The sequence below is a fragment of the Frigoribacterium sp. 9N genome (assembly GCF_902506305.1).
Lineage (GTDB): Bacteria > Actinomycetota > Actinomycetes > Actinomycetales > Microbacteriaceae > Frigoribacterium.
The window spans coordinates 496,790-512,462 of the sequence record NZ_LR733391.1 but is presented as its reverse complement, the minus strand read 5'-3'; the positions used below and the strand labels follow the sequence as shown (position 1 = coordinate 512,462).

General features: G+C 71.3%; 14 protein-coding genes. 10 read left to right on the top strand and 4 right to left on the bottom strand.

Features of this window, described 5'->3' with window-relative positions; translation table 11 throughout:
• From ARTHRO9V_RS02930 to ARTHRO9V_RS02890, 9 genes are all read left to right on the top strand, one after another.
• Window positions 1-1,086 carry a BMP family protein gene (locus ARTHRO9V_RS02930; protein WP_159825424.1) on the top strand — a complete coding sequence of 362 codons (1,086 nt, stop codon included), beginning with the start codon at window positions 1-3 and terminating at the stop codon, window positions 1,084-1,086.
• A 157-nt stretch (window positions 1,087-1,243) separates the two neighbouring features.
• On the top strand, window positions 1,244-2,764 hold the full coding sequence (locus ARTHRO9V_RS02925) for an ABC transporter ATP-binding protein (protein WP_159825422.1): 1,521 nt from the start codon (window positions 1,244-1,246) through the stop codon (window positions 2,762-2,764).
• The gene (locus ARTHRO9V_RS02920; protein ID WP_056046406.1) at window positions 2,761-4,035 is read left to right on the top strand and encodes an ABC transporter permease; all 1,275 of its coding nucleotides are present in this window, start codon (window positions 2,761-2,763) and stop codon (window positions 4,033-4,035) included. Before ARTHRO9V_RS02925 ends, ARTHRO9V_RS02920 begins: the two co-directional genes overlap by 4 nt.
• On the top strand, window positions 4,032-5,321 hold the full coding sequence (locus tag ARTHRO9V_RS02915) for an ABC transporter permease (RefSeq protein WP_056046404.1): 1,290 nt from the start codon (window positions 4,032-4,034) through the stop codon (window positions 5,319-5,321). Before ARTHRO9V_RS02920 ends, ARTHRO9V_RS02915 begins: the two co-directional genes overlap by 4 nt.
• Complete coding sequence (locus ARTHRO9V_RS02910; RefSeq protein WP_159825420.1) at window positions 5,318-5,755, top strand: cytidine deaminase; 438 nt, start codon at window positions 5,318-5,320, stop codon at window positions 5,753-5,755. The genes ARTHRO9V_RS02915 and ARTHRO9V_RS02910 overlap by 4 nt, the downstream gene beginning before the upstream one ends.
• A gap of 83 nt (window positions 5,756-5,838) precedes the next feature.
• Window positions 5,839-7,134, top strand: a complete 1,296-nt coding sequence (locus ARTHRO9V_RS02905; RefSeq protein ID WP_159825418.1) for a thymidine phosphorylase — start codon at window positions 5,839-5,841, stop codon at window positions 7,132-7,134.
• A 132-nt stretch (window positions 7,135-7,266) separates the two neighbouring features.
• Complete coding sequence (locus ARTHRO9V_RS02900) at window positions 7,267-8,388, top strand: adenosine deaminase (RefSeq protein ID WP_159825416.1); 1,122 nt, start codon at window positions 7,267-7,269, stop codon at window positions 8,386-8,388.
• Between the two features lies 1 nt (window position 8,389).
• On the top strand, window positions 8,390-8,836 hold the full coding sequence (locus ARTHRO9V_RS02895; RefSeq protein WP_056046397.1) for a PTS sugar transporter subunit IIA: 447 nt from the start codon (window positions 8,390-8,392) through the stop codon (window positions 8,834-8,836).
• Window positions 8,837-8,867: 31 nt separating this feature from the next.
• Window positions 8,868-9,140: a PTS sugar transporter subunit IIB gene (locus ARTHRO9V_RS02890; RefSeq protein WP_056046395.1), complete on the top strand. Its 273-nt coding sequence runs from the start codon at window positions 8,868-8,870 to the stop codon at window positions 9,138-9,140.
• Window positions 9,141-9,254: 114 nt separating this feature from the next.
• Here the strand turns inward: ARTHRO9V_RS02890 and ARTHRO9V_RS02885 are convergent, their stop codons facing one another.
• The 4 genes from ARTHRO9V_RS02885 to ARTHRO9V_RS02870 all read right to left on the bottom strand — a co-directional run bounded on the left by ARTHRO9V_RS02885 (window position 9,255) and on the right by ARTHRO9V_RS02870 (window position 14,388).
• Complete coding sequence (locus tag ARTHRO9V_RS02885; RefSeq protein ID WP_201298906.1) at window positions 9,255-10,958, bottom strand: phospho-sugar mutase; 1,704 nt, start codon at window positions 10,956-10,958, stop codon at window positions 9,255-9,257.
• Window positions 10,959-10,966: 8 nt separating this feature from the next.
• Complete coding sequence (locus ARTHRO9V_RS02880; protein ID WP_159825414.1) at window positions 10,967-11,800, bottom strand: purine-nucleoside phosphorylase; 834 nt, start codon at window positions 11,798-11,800, stop codon at window positions 10,967-10,969.
• A gap of 61 nt (window positions 11,801-11,861) precedes the next feature.
• Window positions 11,862-13,619 carry a biotin carboxylase N-terminal domain-containing protein gene (locus ARTHRO9V_RS02875; protein ID WP_123570459.1) on the bottom strand — a complete coding sequence of 586 codons (1,758 nt, stop codon included), beginning with the start codon at window positions 13,617-13,619 and terminating at the stop codon, window positions 11,862-11,864.
• A gap of 79 nt (window positions 13,620-13,698) precedes the next feature.
• Entirely contained in the window at window positions 13,699-14,388 is a 690-nt protein-coding gene (locus ARTHRO9V_RS02870) for a nucleoside triphosphate pyrophosphatase (protein ID WP_159825412.1), read from the bottom strand.
• Window positions 14,389-14,414: 26 nt separating this feature from the next.
• Between ARTHRO9V_RS02870 and ARTHRO9V_RS02865 the strand changes: the two genes are divergently transcribed.
• Window positions 14,415-15,656, top strand: coding sequence for a class I SAM-dependent RNA methyltransferase (locus tag ARTHRO9V_RS02865; RefSeq protein ID WP_056046386.1), 1,242 nt, complete (start codon window positions 14,415-14,417; stop codon window positions 15,654-15,656).
• Window positions 15,657-15,673: the final 17 nt, after the last annotated feature.

Sequence of the window (15,673 nt, the reverse complement as noted above, 5' to 3'; positions counted from 1 at the left end):
TTGACTACAACTGCGCGCAAGGCCGTGCTCAGCGGCCTCGCCCTGGCGAGCACCGCCGTCATCCTGGCCGGCTGTGCCTCGGCCCCCGAGAGCGGCTCTGGCTCGACCAGCGGCGCCTCGAGCGACTTCGTCCCTTGCATGGTCTCCGACGCCGGCGGCTTCGACGACAAGTCGTTCAACCAGCTCGGCTACGAGGGCCTGACCGAGGCCGCGAAGACCATCGGGTCCACGCCCAAGACGGTCGAGTCGGCCGACGAGACGGTCTACGACGCCAACCTGTCGAACCTCGCCGACCAGGGCTGCAACCTGATCGTCACGGTCGGCTTCGCGCTCGCCGACGCCACCAAGTCGGCGGCCGAGGCGAACTCGGGCATCAACTACGCCACCATCGACGACTCGTCGATCACGGCCGACAACGTGCAGCCGATCACCTTCAACACGTCCGAGGCCGCGTTCCTCGCGGGCTACGCGGCGGCGAGCTACTCGAAGACCGGCGTCGTCGGCACCTTCGGCGGCATGCAGTTCCCGACCGTCACCATCTTCATGGACGGCTTCGCCGACGGCGTGAAGTACTACAACGAGCAGAAGAGCGAGGACGTCAAGGTCGTCGGCTGGGACGTCGACGCCCAGAACGGCACCTTCACCGGTGGCTTCGAGGCCGGCACCACGGCCAAGCAGAGCGCCCAGACCCTGATCGACCAGAACGCCGACGTCATCCTGCCGGTCGGTGGCCCCATCTACCAGAGCGCCGCCGAGGCGATCCGCGACTCCGGCAAGGACGTCGTCCTGGTCGGTGCCGACAGCGACACCTACGAGACCGACAGCGCCAACAAGGACCTCTTCCTCACCTCGGTGCTCAAGGGCATCAAGCAGGCGACCGACGCGGTCGTCACGCAGGCCAGCGAGGACAAGTTCTCGAGCACGCCCTACGTGGGCACGCTCGAGAACGACGGCGTCGGCATCGCCCCGTTCCACGACTACGCCGACAAGGTCGACTCCGGTCTGCAGGACGAGCTCGACACCATCAAGGCCGGCATCATCGACGGCTCGATCGAGGTCGAGTCCCCGTCGGCGCTCACCAGCTGACGAAAGCACCTCCCGTCATCGATTAGCATCGACTGACCCAGGGCCGGGAGCGACGGTCACCCCGTCGCTCCCGGCCCTCTCAACGCCCGTGGGCGGGCCGCCGACCCGGTGCCGCCCGTCCCCACCCGAATGCCTAGACCCGAGGTAGCCACCTGAGATGAAGCTCGAACTGCGGGGCATCACCAAGCGATTCGGCGCGCTGACCGCCAACGACCACATCAGCCTGACCGTCGAGCCCGGCGAGATCCACTGCCTGCTCGGCGAGAACGGTGCCGGCAAGTCCACGCTGATGAACGTGCTCTACGGGCTCTACCAGGCCGACGAGGGCGAGATCCTGCTGGACGACGCCGTCCAGCACTTCTCGGGTCCGGGCGACGCCATGAGCGCCGGAATTGGCATGGTCCACCAGCACTTCATGCTGGTGCCCGTCTTCACCGTCGCCGAGAACGTCATGCTCGGCCACGAAGAGACCAGGTCCGGCGGCCGGCTCGACCTCGCCGCGGCCCGCGCCAAGGTGCGAGAGATCAGCAGCCGGTTCGGCTTCGACATCGACCCCGACGCCATCGTCGAAGAGCTGCCCGTCGGTGTGCAGCAACGCGTCGAGATCATCAAGGCCCTGTCCCGTGACGCCAAGGTGCTCGTGTTCGACGAGCCCACCGCCGTGCTCACGCCGCAGGAGACCGACGAGCTCATGGTGATCATGCGTCAGCTGCGCGACGCCGGCACCGCCATCGTCTTCATCACCCACAAGCTGCGCGAGGTGCGCGAGGTCGCCACCCGCATCACCGTCATCCGACTCGGCACGGTCGTCGGCGAGGCCGAACCGACCGCCTCGAACGCCGAGCTCGCCTCGCTCATGGTCGGTCGCGCCGTCGAGCTCACCGTCCAGAAGGCCCCCGCCGAAGCCGGCGAGCCCGCCCTGGTGGTCGAGAACCTCCGGGTGGTCGACCCCATCGGACAGGTCGTCGTGGACGACGTCTCGTTCGAGGTCCGCCGGGGCGAGATCCTCGCCATCGCCGGCGTCCAGGGCAACGGCCAGACCGAACTCACCGAGGCCATCCTCGGCCTCCAGCCCCGGGTCGAAGGGCGGGTCTCCCTGGACGGGCGCGACATCACGGGCCGCAGCGTGCGCCAGGTCCTCGACGCCGGCGTCGGTTTCGTCCCCGAGGACCGCAACCAGGACGGCCTCGTCGGCGAGTTCACCGTGGCCGAGAACCTCATGCTCGACCGCTCGCAGTCCGGTCCCTTCGTGAAGCGCGGCTCGCTCAAGCTCGCCGAGCTCGCGGCGTTCGCCGTGGCCAAGGTGAAGGAGTTCGACATCCGCACCCAGGGCATCACGACGCCTGCCGGCCGCCTCTCGGGCGGCAACCAGCAGAAGGTCGTTCTGGCGCGCGAGCTCAGCCGCGACCTGCGGCTCTTCGTGGCCGCCCAGCCCACCCGCGGCATCGACGTCGGGTCGATCGAGTTCGTGCACAAGCGCATCGTCGAGACCCGCGACCAGGGCGTGCCCGTCATCGTCGTCTCGACCGAGCTCGACGAGGTCGCCGCCCTGGCCGACCGCATCGCCGTGATGTACCGCGGCACCATCGTCGGCATCGTGCCGGCGGACACCCCTCGCGACGTGCTGGGGCTCATGATGGCCGGCGAGATGCCGCAGGGAACGGAGCAGGCAGCGTGAGCGACGCCACGACCACCACGACGGGCCCGGGCACGCCACCCGCCCCGTCGTCACCGGAGTCGACCGAGGGACGCGGCTCGCGCCTCCTGAGAGAGATCACGACCGGCAACGCCGCCATCTCGGTGCTCGCCGTCGTGTTGGCGCTCGTCGTCTCGGGCCTCCTCATCGGGTTCACCGACACCACGGTGCAGGGCACGCTGGGCTACTTCTTCTCGCGCCCGGCCGACTTCTTCCAGGCGTTCTGGACCGCGGTCGGCGGGTCGTACTCGTCGCTGTTCCAGGGCGCGATCTACAACTTCCGGGTCGACGGCTTCGCAGCGGGCATCCGTCCGCTGACCGAGACGCTGAACTACGCCGTGCCCCTCATCGCCGCGGGCCTCGGCGTCGCGGTCGCGTTCCGCGTGGGCCTGTTCAACATCGGTGCCCGCGGGCAGATGCTGATGGCCTCGGCCGCCGCCGGCTGGGTGGGCTTCTCCTTCCACCTGCCGCTCGCCGTGCACCTTCCCCTCGCCCTCGCCGCCGGCATCGCCGCGGGTGCCCTGTGGGGCGGCATCGTGGGCCTGCTCAAGGCCCGCACCGGCGCCCACGAGGTGATCCTCACGATCATGCTCAACTACATCGCCTTCTACCTGTTGGCCTTCATGTTGCGGACGCAGGGCCTGCTGCAGGCTCCGGGCAGCGCGAACCCCAAGTCGCCCGCCACGCTCGACACGGCGATCCTGCCCGACCTGTTCGGCGCCCGGTACAACCTCAACTGGGGCTTCGTGCTGGTCATCGTGATCACCGCCGTCGTCTGGTGGCTGATCAACCGGTCGACGCTCGGCTTCCGGTTCCGTGCCGTCGGCGAGAACCCGCACGCAGCCCGCACGGCCGGCATGAACGTCAAGAACATCTACCTCTACGCGATGCTCATCTCGGGTGCCCTCGCGGGCGTCGCCGGGTCGACCCAGGTGCTCGGCACGCTGACCAGCGGCTTCACCTCGGGCATCGACGCCGGCATCGGCTTCGACGCGATCACGGTCGCGCTGCTCGGTCGTTCGCGGCCGTGGGGAGTGTTCGGCGCCGGCGTCCTCTTCGGAGCGCTCAAGGCCGGCGGGTACTCGATGCAGGCCGCCAACGGCGTACCGATCGACATCGTGCTCGTCGTGCAGTCCCTCATCGTGTTGTTCGTGGCCGCGCCCCCGCTGGTCCGAGCGATCTTCCGTCTGCCGGCCCCGGGCCTCCGCCCGGTGCGCAAGGCCTCGAACAAGGAGGCGGTGGTCACCAAGTGAGCACGCTCACCCCCGACACCGCGGTCCCCGCCGCGCCGTCGCCCGACCTGGCGCGGGCCTCGTCCCGCAGCCTCAAGGCCCCGATCGCGTTCGCGATCTTCACGGTCGTGGCCGCCGTGCTGTTCCTCGGTCTCGCCCGGGACGGCGAGAGCACCTTCCGCCTGTCGACGACGACGGACTTCTTCGCCCTGCCCGACGCGGTCCTGCCGGCGGCCGGCACCGGCATCGTGCTGACGGTGCTCCTGGCCGTCATCACGGTGGTCGCGGTGTTGCGCGCCGTCCGCTTCGAGAAGGTGCCGATCTGGCTGATCGCCGTGTTCGGCGTCCTCTTCCTGCTCGGCTTCCTCACGTGGGCGAGCGCCGGTCAGACCATCCCGGTGCCCGGTCTGCTGCTCGGCGCCCTCGCACTCAGCACCCCGCTGATCTTCGGTGCCCTCGGCGGCGTCATCAGCGAGCGGGTCGGTGTCGTCAACGTCGCGATCGAGGGGCAGTTGCTCGCCGGAGCCTTCGTCTCGGCCATGGTCGCCTCGGCGACCGGGTCGGCCTACGTCGGCCTGGTCGGGGCGATGATCGCGGGCGTGCTCGTGTCGATGGTCCTGGCGGTGTTCAGCATCCGCTACATCGTCGACCAGGTCATCGTCGGCGTCGTGCTCAACGTGCTCGTCACGGGCCTCACCAGCTTCCTGTACTCGCAGGTGCTGTCGAAGTCCGAGTCGCTGAACCGCGGCGTGCGGTTCCCGCAGCTCGACATCCCGGTCCTCAGCCAGATCCCGATCGTCGGGCCGGTCTTCTTCCGTCAGACGATCATCGTCTACCTGATGTACATCGCGATCGCGGTCGTCTTCTACGGTCTCTTCCGCACGCGGTGGGGGCTGCGCCTCCGTTCGGTGGGCGAGCACCCGCAGGCGGCCGACACCGTGGGCATCAAGGTCAACGCCACCCGGTTCTGGAACGTCTCCCTCGCGGGGGCGATCGCCGGCCTCGGCGGGGCGTACTTCACGCTCGGTTCGCTCGGCAACTTCCAGAAAGAGATGACGGCGGGCGCGGGGTTCATCGCCCTTGCCGCGGTCATCTTCGGTCGGTGGGACCCGATCCGGGCCACGCTCGCCGCGCTGTTGTTCGGCTTCGCGAGCAACCTGCAGAACGTGCTCGGGGCCATCGGTTCGCCGGTGCCCAGTGAGTTCATGCTGATGCTGCCGTACGTCGTGACGATCTTCGCGGTCGCCGGCCTGGTCGGGCAGTCCCGGGGCCCCGCGGCCTCGGGCAAGCCCTACATCAAGTCGTGACCGCCCGCAGCAGCGAGTCCGTGCTGGCCGAGACCGACTGGGAGGCCCTCCGCGGGGCGGCTCGCGACGCCATGCGCAAGGCGTACGTCCCTTACTCGAACTTCCCCGTGGGGGCTGCAGCCGTCACGGACGACGGTCGGATCGTCTCGGGCTGCAACGTCGAGAACGCCTCGTACGGCATCACCTTGTGCGCCGAGTGCTCACTGGTGTCCGACCTCGTCATGTCAGGAGGGGGCCGTCTGGTCGCCTTCGCCTGCGTCGACGGCAACGGCGGGGTCCTGATGCCCTGCGGGCGGTGCCGTCAGCTGCTCTACGAACACTCCGACGAAGCCATGGTCCTCGACACCGTCTCGGGCTTCAAGACCATCGACGAGGTCATCCCCGACGCGTTCGGGCCGCGGCAGCTCGAGGCGTACCGCGCCTCGCAGGGCTGACCCGCGCCTCCTCGTCCCTCCCGGTCGCGACCCCGTGGTCGCGCCCTCGCACCACCCACCGCACCACCGCTAGGAGCCCCGCCGTGACCCAGAACGCCGTCGAACCGTTCGACACCGTCGACCTCATCCGCGTCAAGCGGGGCGGCGACGCCCTCAGCACCGCGCAGATCGACTGGCTCATCGACGCCTACACGCGCGGGTACGTCGCGGACGAGCAGATGTCGGCGCTGACCATGGCGATCGTCCTCAACGGCATGGAGCGCCGAGAGATCCGCGACATGACGATGGCCATGATCCGGTCGGGCGAGACGATGGACTTCGCCGGGCTCGGCAAGACGACCGTCGACAAGCACTCCACCGGTGGCGTCGGCGACAAGATCACCCTCCCGCTGGCTCCGCTCGTCGCCTCGTTCGGCGTCGCCGTGCCCCAGCTCTCGGGCCGTGGCCTCGGCCACACCGGGGGAACGCTCGACAAGCTCGAGTCGATCCCCGGCTGGCAGGCCTCGATCTCGAACGACCGCATGCGCGAGATCATGGCCGACAGCGGCGCCGTCGTCTGTGCGGCCGGGTCGGGCCTCGCCCCCGCCGACGGCAAGCTCTACGCGCTCCGTGACATCACGGGCACCGTCGAGGCCATCCCGCTGATCGCGTCGTCGATCATGAGCAAGAAGATCGCCGAGGGCACCGCCGCCCTCGTCCTCGACGTCAAGTTCGGGTCGGGCGCCTTCATCCAGGACATCGAGCGGTCGCGTGAGCTGGCCCGCACGATGGTCGACCTCGGCACCGACGCCGGCGTCGCGACCACCGCCCTGCTGACCGACATGAACGTGCCGCTCGGGTTGACCATCGGCAACGCCCTCGAGGTCCGTGAGTCGGTCGAGACCCTCGCCGGAGGCGGCCCCGCCGACATCCGCGAGCTCACGGTGGCACTCGCCCGCGAGATGCTGACCCTCGCGGGTCGACCCGACGCCGACGTCGAGGCCGCCCTCGACGACGGACGCGCCATGGACGCCTGGAAGCGCATGATCCGTGCCCAGGGCGGGGACCCCGACGCCGCGCTGCCCACCGCCCGCGAGACGCACGTCGTCACCGCCGGGCGCAGCGGTCACCTGACCGAGCAGCACGCGCTGCCCTTCGGCATCGGTGCCTGGCGCCTCGGTGCCGGTCGCGCCCGCAAGCAGGACCCCGTGCAGGCGGCCGCCGGCATCGAGCTTCACGCGAAGCCGGGCGACCGGGTCACCGAGGGCCAGCCCCTCTTCACCCTGCACACCGACGAACCCGAGCGGTTCGAGCGTGCCCTCGAGGCCGTCGACGGGGCGTGGACGATCGGCGACGAGGCTCCGGCGGCGCGCACCATCGTCGCCGAGCGCATCGGCTGACGACCCGCCCGAGCACGTCCCACCGGCACCGCGCCTCCGTCCAGGAGGCGCGGTGCCGGTTCTCGTGGAGAGCGCACCTCTCTCGTGGCGCGCGTCCAGAGTCGCCGCCCGGAGCGCTAGTAGATTGAGGGCATGAGCGCTCCCGACAAGGACTACCGGCTGCCGAACGGGGGCCCGCGCCTCGCGGCCCTGCCGAAGGTCTCGCTGCACGACCACCTCGACGGCGGACTCCGGCCCGAGACCATCGTCGACCTCGCGGTCGAGGCCGGCATCGATCTCCCCGCGTCCGAACCCGAGGCGCTGCGCCGCTGGTTCGTCGAGAACGCCGACTCCGGCACCCTCGTCGACTACCTCGCGACCTTCGAGCTCACGGTCGCGGTCATGCAGACCCGCGAGCAGCTGACCCGGGTCGCGCACGAGTTCGTCCTCGACCTGGCCGCCGACGGCGTCGTCCACGCCGAGGTGCGCTGGGCCCCCGAGCAACACCAACGGGAGGGGCTCACCCTCGACCAGGCGGTGGAGGCCGTGCAGGCGGGCTTCGCGTCGGCCGTGCGGTCGCTGGCCGACGACGGGTACGAGATCTCGGTCGGGCAGATCCTGAGTGCGCTGCGCCAGGGCGAGCGATCGCTCGAGATCGCCCAGCTCGCCGTGCGCCATCGCGAGAACGGCGTGCTGGCCTTCGACATCGCCGGTCCCGAGGCGGGTTACCCGGCCGCCGACCACAGGGTCGCCTTCGACCTGTTGGCCCGCGAGTTCATGCCCGTCACGGTGCACGCGGGCGAGGCCGACGGTCTCGACAGCATCCGGGGTGCGCTGATCGACGGGCGGGCCCTCCGGCTCGGCCACGGGGTCCGCATCGCCGAAGACATCCGCGTCGTCGCGAGCAAGGGGTCGACCTCCACCGTCGAGATCGGGCCGATCGCGTCGTGGGTGCGCGACCGCGAGATCCCGCTCGAGTTGTCGCCGCAGTCGAACCTGCAGACCGGTGCCATCGCCGCCTGGGGAACGGACCTCGACGACCACCCCTTCGACCTGCTGTACCAGCTCGGCTACGGCGTGACGGTCAACACCGACAACCGCCTGATGAGCGACACGAGCCTCTGCAAAGAGCTCGCCCTGCTCAGCCAGGCCTTCGACTACGACCTCGACGACCACGAGACCTTCCAGCTCAACGCCGCCGCGTCGTGCTTCCTGCCCCTCGAGGACCGCGAGGCGCTGGCCGACCGCATCACCGCCGGCTTCGAGGGGGCCTGACATGGCGCTCCCGCCGCTCCCGGACGAGGCCGTCGTCATCGGCGCCCAGGTCGTCGACTGGCGTGAGGCCGTCCGGGTCGCCGGTCGTGCCCTGGTCGACTCCGGTGCCGCCCGCGAGGGCTACGGCGACGAGATGGTCCGCATGATCGACGAACACGGCCCCTACGTGGTCATCGCCCCCGGTCTCGCGCTGGCCCACGCTCGGCCGGGTGACGACGTCGTCCGCGACGGCCTGGCCGTCGTGACCCTGGCCGAGCCCGTTCCGTTCGGGCACCCGCACAACGACCCGGTCAGTGTGGTCCTCGGCCTCGCGATCGTCACCGTCGGCGGCCACCTCGAGTCGATCGCCGACCTGGCGAACGTCTTCAACGAGGCCTCCGTCATCCCCGCCCTCGCGGCCGCCTCCTCGGTCGACGAGGTGCGGCGGCTCATGGGCGTCCCCGCCTGATCGCCCTCCCACGGATCGAGACCTCCCCACAATGAAGATCGTCACCATCTGCGGCGCCGGCATCGGCAGCAGCGGAATCCTCAAGGTCAACGCCGAGCGGGTCCTGGCCAAGCTCGACATCGAGGCCGACGTGGTCGCGGCCGACATCGGCTCGATCGCGACGGTCGGTGACGATGCGCAGGTGATCCTCACGTCGGCCGAGTTCGTCGAGGCGATCGGCTCCACGTTCGCCGACGTCATCGTCATCCAGAACCACTTCGACCAGGCGGAGCTCACCGAGAAGCTGCAGAAGTCGCTGGGCTGACCGCGGCGTGCGGCACCGGGGCGAACCGCACCGGCCACGACGAGAGAGACCCCGGAGGCGCAGCTCGCGCCTCCGGGGTCTCTCTCGTCGTCCGGGCGGTCACCGCCCCGACCGTCAGGCCAGGAGGTCGCGCATGCCCGCGTCGAGATCGGCCACGGCCGCCTCGGCGGCGGCTCGACGGGCGACGGCGTCGCCCTCGGTGCTCGACGCGTCGATGTAGACCTTGAGCTTCGGCTCGGTGCCGCTCGGGCGGACGATGACGCGTGAGCCGTCGGTGAGCCAGTAGCGGAGGATGTCGCCCGCGGGGAAGGCTCCGAACCCGTCCCGGAAGTCGTCCACCCGGTCGACGCGGTGCGAGCCGATCGTCGACGGCGGGCGCCGGCGGAGACCGTCGGTGAGGGCCGTGATGGTGCCGAGGTCCTCGACCCGGATCGAGATCTGCGAGGAGGCGTAGGCGCCGAACCGCTCGTCGAAGGCGACGAGGTGCTCGGCCAGGCTCGACCCGGCCGTGTGCAGCTCGGTGGCGAGGGCGAGGAGGTCGACCGCGGCCGAGATCCCGTCCTTGTCGCGGACGACGTCGGGGTCGACGAGGTAGCCGAGTGCCTCTTCGTAGCCGTAGAGCAGCCCTCCGACGCGGGAGACCCACTTGAATCCCGTGAGCGTGTCGACGTAGTCGAGTCCGTGCACCCGGGCGATCTCGCGCAGGGCGGGCGACGAGACGATGCTCGCGGCCAGGGTGCCGTCGCGGTCGTCCCGTCGTGCCCGTTCTGCGGCGCGCCAGCCGAGCAGCGAGCCGACCTCGTTGCCGCTGAGTCGACGCCAGCCGCCGTCGACGGGGATCGCGACCGCGAGCCGGTCGGCGTCGGGATCGTTGGCGATGACCAGGTCGGCCTCGACGCGGCCGGCCGTGGCGTACGCGAGGTCCAGGGCGCCGGGCTCTTCCGGGTTGGGGAAGGCCACGGTCGGGAACGCCGGGTCGGGGGCGCTCTGCTCGCCGACCGGGATCGGCTCGGTGAAGCCGGCGGTCGCGAACACGCGGCGTGCGACCTCCCACCCGACGCCGTGCATCGCGGTGTAGACGACCCGTGGCTGACGACCGTTCGCCGCCGTGCCGGCCACCGCGGCGGTGCGACGTACGTACTCCATGACGAGGTCGTCACCGGCCTCGCGGTAGTCGTCGGAACGGGCCAGTCGCGTGACGGGGGACTGCGCGGCCTTCTCGATCTCGGCGGCGATCTCGCCGTCGACCGGGGACACGATCTGCGAGCCGGCGTCGACACCGCCGAGGTAGACCTTGTAGCCGTTGTCCTGCGCCGGGTTGTGACTCGCGGTCACCATGACGCCTGCGCTGACGTCCAGGTGGCGCACGGCGAAGGCCAGCACCGGGGTCGGGAGGGCGCGGGGCAGGATCGTGGCCGCGACGCCCGCGGCGGCCATGATCTCGGCCGTGTCCCGCGCGAAGACGTCGGAGTTCTTGCGCCCGTCGTAGCCGATGACGATGGAGGGGCTCGACTCGCGGCCCCGCAGGAAGGCCGCGAAGCCGGCCGCGGCCTGCGCCACGAGCACGCGGTTCATGCGGTTCGGACCCGAGCCCAGGGCGCCGCGCAGGCCGGCCGTGCCGAACTGCAGGCGACCGGCGAAGCGGTCGGCGAGTTCGGACGAGGCGTCGGCGTCGTCGGAGCCGGCCCGGGTCAGCAGTCGGTCGAGCTCGTCGCGCGTCTCGTCGTCGGGGTCCTGGTCGCGCCAGGAGGTGGCCGACGCGATCAACCGCTCGAGGTCGGACGAGACCGGCGAGCCGTCGCTGCCGGGCCCCGTCACGTCGCCGCTCACAGGGCCGCCACGATGCGGGCGAGCAGGTCGCTGATCTTGGCCTCGGCGTCGCGCCCGGCCTCGAGCACCTCGGCGTGGCTGAGCGGGGTCTTCTGGATGCCCGCGGCCAGGTTGGTGATCAGCGACATGCCGAGCACCTCCATGCCGGACTGGCGCGCGGCGATGGCCTCGAGGGCCGTCGACATGCCGACGATGTGCCCGCCGATGGCCTTGGCCATCTGCACCTCGGCCGGCGTCTCGTAGTGCGGGCCGCGGAACTGCGTGTAGACGCCCTCGTCGAGGTCGGGATCGATGCCGCGGGCGACGTCGCGGAGGCGCGTCGAGTAGAGGTCGGTCAGGTCGATGAACGTCGCGCCCTCGAGGGGCGAGTCCGCCGTGAGGTTGATGTGGTCGCTGATCAGCACCGGCGTGCCGGGCTTCCAGGTCTCCTTGATGCCCCCGGCACCGTTCGTCAGGATCATGGTCGTCGCGCCCGTGGCGGCGGCCGTGCGCACGCCGTGCACGACCCGACGCACTCCGTGGCCCTCGTAGTAGTGGGTGCGGGCGCCCATGACGAGGGCGTGCTTGCCCGAGGGCAGTGCGATGCTGCGGATCGAGCTGGTGTGGCCGACGACGGCCGACGCGGCGAAGCCGGTGATCTCGGTCGCGGGGACCTCGGCGACGGTCTCACCGATCAGGTCGGCGGCCTTGGCCCAGCCGCTGCCCAGCGTCAGGGCGATGTCGTGTCGGGCGACGCCGGTCTTCTCGGCGATCTCGGCGGCGGCGGTGCGGGCGACCTCGAAGGGGTCGGCGGCGCGGTCGTCGAGCGGGTGCGTGGTGGTCTCAGACATGGCGTCCACTCTAGGGTCTGCCGACGCGCGTCCCCGGTCGCCGCCGGGCCCGGCGCGGGGGTCAGTCGATGCTGAGCAGGACGTGACCCGACGAGACCGTCTCGCCGACGACGGCCGCGATGCCCGAGACGGTGCCGTCGCGGTGGGCGGCGACGGGCTGCTCCATCTTCATGGCCTCGAGGACGAGCACCAGGTCGCCCTTGACGACCTGCTGACCGGCCTCGACGGCGAGCTTGACGACGGTGGCCTGCATCGGAGCCTTGACCTCGGCACCGGTCGCGGTGACGACCGACGACCGGGGCGCGCCCCGGCGCTTGGGCGCGACCGCAGGAGGCGCGGTGCGCGACCCGAGGCCGGCCGGCAGCGAGACCTCGAGGCGTTTTCCGCCCACCTCGACCACGACGGTGTCGCGTTCGTCGGCCGGCCGGGGGGCCTCGGCCTCGCCGCTCCACGCGGGGATGGTGTTGTCGAACTCGGTCTCGATCCAGCGGGTGTAGATGGAGAACGGTGCACCGTCGGCCGGCGCGAAGGCGGGGTCGTCGACGATGGCACGGTGGAACGGCAGCACGGTCGGCAGGCCGGCGACCTCGAACTCGGCCAGGGCGCGACGGGAGCGCTCGAGCGCGTCCTCGCGCGAAGAACCCGTGACGATCAGCTTGGCGAGCAGCGAGTCGAACGACCCGCTGATCTCGTCGCCGGCCTGGACGCCGCTGTCGACGCGGACGCCGGGACCGCCCGGGGCCTTGAAGACGTGGATCGGACCGGGGGCGGGCATGAAGCCCCGGCCGGCGTCCTCGCCGTTGATGCGGAACTCGAACGAGTGGCCTCGGGCCTCGGGGTCGTCGTAGTCGAGCACGCCGCCCTCGGCGAGACGGAACTGTTCGCGGACGAGGTCGATGCCGGTGACCTCTTCGGACACGGGGTGTTCGACCTGGAGGCGCGTGTTGACCTCGAGGAACGAGACGGTGCCGTCCTTGCCGATCAGGAACTCGCAGGTGCCGGCACCGACGTAGCCGACCTCGCGGAGGATGGCCTTCGACGACTCGTACAGCTTCGTGGTCTGCTCGTCGGTGAGGAACGGTGCGGGGGCCTCTTCGACGAGCTTCTGATGACGGCGCTGCAGCGAGCAGTCGCGGGTCGACACGACGACGACGTTGCCGTGGGCGTCGGCCAGGCACTGGGTCTCGACGTGCCGGGGCTGGTCGAGGTACTTCTCGACGAAGCACTCGCCGCGTCCGAAGGCCGCGACGGCCTCGCGGGTGGCCGAGTCGAACAGCTCGGGGACCTCCTCGCGGGTGCGGGCGACCTTGAGACCGCGTCCGCCGCCGCCGAAGGCCGCCTTGATCGCGACGGGGAGGCCGTGCTGGTCGACGAACTCGAGCACCTCGTCGGCGCCCGAGACGGGGTTGAGGGTGCCGGGGGCGAGCGGGGCGCCGACGCGCTCGGCGATGTGCCGGGCCGAGACCTTGTCGCCCAGCTGCTCGATGGCCTCGGGCGACGGGCCGATCCAGACCAGGCCCGCGGCCTGGACGGCCCGGGCGAAGTCCGCGTTCTCGGCGAGGAAGCCGTAGCCGGGGTGCACGGCGTCGGCACCCGAGCGGCGGGCGATCGAGAGGATCTTGTCGATGACCAGGTAGGTCTCGGCGCTCGTCGTCCCGCCCAGGGCGTAGGCCTCGTCGGCGAGGCGGGCGTGTTGGGCGTCGCGGTCCTGGTCGGCGTAGACCGCCACCGAGCCGATTCCGGCGTCACGCGCGGCCCGGATCACGCGGACGGCGATCTCTCCACGATTGGCGATGAGGACCTTGCTGATACGCGGCATAGTTCCCCACCCTATTGCGCCCTCCCCGTCGGCCTTTGGCTGACGTGCACAAAAAGGACGAGGAGGCGCGAGGCAGAACCTACAAGGAGCCGGCGGTCGGCGAGGTCCACAGCTCGTGCCACGGCACGCCGAAGCCCCGGACGAGCGACCGCAGCACGGGCACCGAGAGTCCGACGACGGCGCTCGGGGTGCCCTCGATGTGCGTGATGAACGCGGATGCCCGACCGTCGATCGTGAAGGCCCCCGCGACCTCGAGCGGCTCGCCCGTCTCGACGTAGGCCGAGAGCTCGCGCGGGTCGAGGTCGTCGGCGAAGGTGAGGGACGCGCTCGCGACCCGGCCCGCGCCTCCTGAGGGGGTCTCGGCGGTGACGCGCGGAGCGCCACCGCGGTGGTCGACCAGCCAGTGACCCGACCAGAGGGTGCCGTGGCCGATCTCGGCCATGCGGCGCCACCGGTCGAGCGCCAGGGCGGGCTCGTGGGGTTTGCCGTGCACCTCGCCGTCGAACTCGAAGGCGCTGTCGCCCCCGAGGACCAACCCGTCGAGGGGGCGGCCGTCGACGACCGTGTCGAGCACGGCCTCGGCCTTGAGCCTGGCGAGGTGCTGCACCGTCTCGGCCGCCGTGAGCGCTCGGCCGAGCCGTGTCGACTCGACCGCGACCGCGGCCTCTTCGTCGACACCGGGACTGATCAGCACCGGCTCGACGCCGGCGGCGCGCAGCAGGGCGAGACGGGCGGGGGAGGTGCTGGCCAGGTAGAGCGGGACGGTCATGCCGCCCAGCCTGTCAGACTCGACGCATGGGAGACATGCTGGGCCGCGAGGTCGAACTGGACGTGACGGGCATCGCACACGGGGGCATCTCGGTGGCCAGACTCGACGGGCGGGTCGTGTTCGTGACCGACACCCTGCCCGGCGAGAAGGTCGTGGCGCGCATTACCGACGACCGCAAGAAGGCGTTCTGGCGGGCCGACACGGTGCGCGTCCTCGAGGCGAGCGAGCACCGTCGGCCCCACGTGTGGGGCGCGGCCGCCCTCGAGGTCGATCCGACCGACCGTGCCGGCGGCGCCGAGTTCGGGCACGTCGAGCTCGGCCACCAGCGCGAGCTGAAGCGACGCGTGGTGGTCGACGCGCTGACCCGCATGGGCGGGATCGCCGACGCCGACGGCCGCGTCTCGGTCGAGGCCCTGCCCGGCGACGACGAGCGCGGCGGCACCGGGTGGCGCACGCGCCTGCGCCTGCACCTCGACGCCGAGGGGCGTCCCGGCCAGTACGCGGCTCGGTCGCACCGGGTCGTGCACGTGCCCGACCTGCCGCTCGCGTCGCCGGAGGTCGCCGAGGTGGCGCCGCTGGGTGACGCCTTCCCCGGCGAGGAACACGTCGACGTCGTCGCCCCGAGCGGCGGAGGCGCGCGTCTGATCATCGGGCGGCAGGCCCGCTCGACCATCACCGAGGTCGTCGGCGACCGCGAGTTCCGGCTCGACGACGGCGGCTTCTGGCAGGTGCACCGCGAGGCAGCGGCCACGCTCACGGCCGCCGTGCAGACCATGATCGACCCCGAGCGCTTCGACCCGAAGGGCGCCAACCTCGACCTGTACGGCGGGGTCGGACTCCTCGCAGCCGCCGTGGGGGACCGCTTCGGTGCGGGGACGCGCATCACGAGCGTCGAGAGCGACGAGCGGGCCACCGAGCATGCGTCCGAGAACCTGGCCGAGTGGATCGGCGCGTCGGCCGTGACGGGACGCGTCGAGCGCTGGTTGCGCCAGACCGCGTCGCAGGCGAGCGACGCCGAGCGCGAGCGCCTCGCCGCCGCGACGGTCGTGCTCGACCCGCCCCGCTCGGGCGCCGGGCGCGACGTGGTGTCCGAGATCGCGGCCCTCCGCCCGGCCCAGGTCGTCTACGTCGCGTGCGACCCGGTCGCCCTCGCCCGGGACGTGGCCCTCTTCGCCGAGCGGGGCTACGCGCTCGACGCCCTGCAGGCGTACGACCTCTTCCCGAACACGCACCACGTCGAGACGGTGGTGCGCCTGCTGCCGGCCTGAGCCGCCGTCCGGTTACG

Excerpts from the sequence above, each read along its gene's own strand:
- ARTHRO9V_RS02875 (WP_123570459.1), bottom strand. The coding sequence starts at position 13,619 with ATGCCGCGTATCAGCAAGGTCCTCATCGCCAATCGTGGAGAGATCGCC.
- ARTHRO9V_RS02925 (WP_159825422.1), top strand. The coding sequence starts at position 1,244 with ATGAAGCTCGAACTGCGGGGCATCACCAAGCGATTCGGCGCGCTGACC.
- ARTHRO9V_RS02880 (WP_159825414.1), bottom strand. The coding sequence starts at position 11,800 with ATGTCTGAGACCACCACGCACCCGCTCGACGACCGCGCCGCCGACCCC.
- ARTHRO9V_RS02895 (WP_056046397.1), top strand. The coding sequence starts at position 8,390 with ATGGCGCTCCCGCCGCTCCCGGACGAGGCCGTCGTCATCGGCGCCCAG.
- ARTHRO9V_RS02870 (WP_159825412.1), bottom strand. The coding sequence starts at position 14,388 with ATGACCGTCCCGCTCTACCTGGCCAGCACCTCCCCCGCCCGTCTCGCC.
- ARTHRO9V_RS02890 (WP_056046395.1), top strand. The coding sequence starts at position 8,868 with ATGAAGATCGTCACCATCTGCGGCGCCGGCATCGGCAGCAGCGGAATC.
- ARTHRO9V_RS02865 (WP_056046386.1), top strand. The coding sequence starts at position 14,415 with ATGGGAGACATGCTGGGCCGCGAGGTCGAACTGGACGTGACGGGCATC.
- ARTHRO9V_RS02900 (WP_159825416.1), top strand. The coding sequence starts at position 7,267 with ATGAGCGCTCCCGACAAGGACTACCGGCTGCCGAACGGGGGCCCGCGC.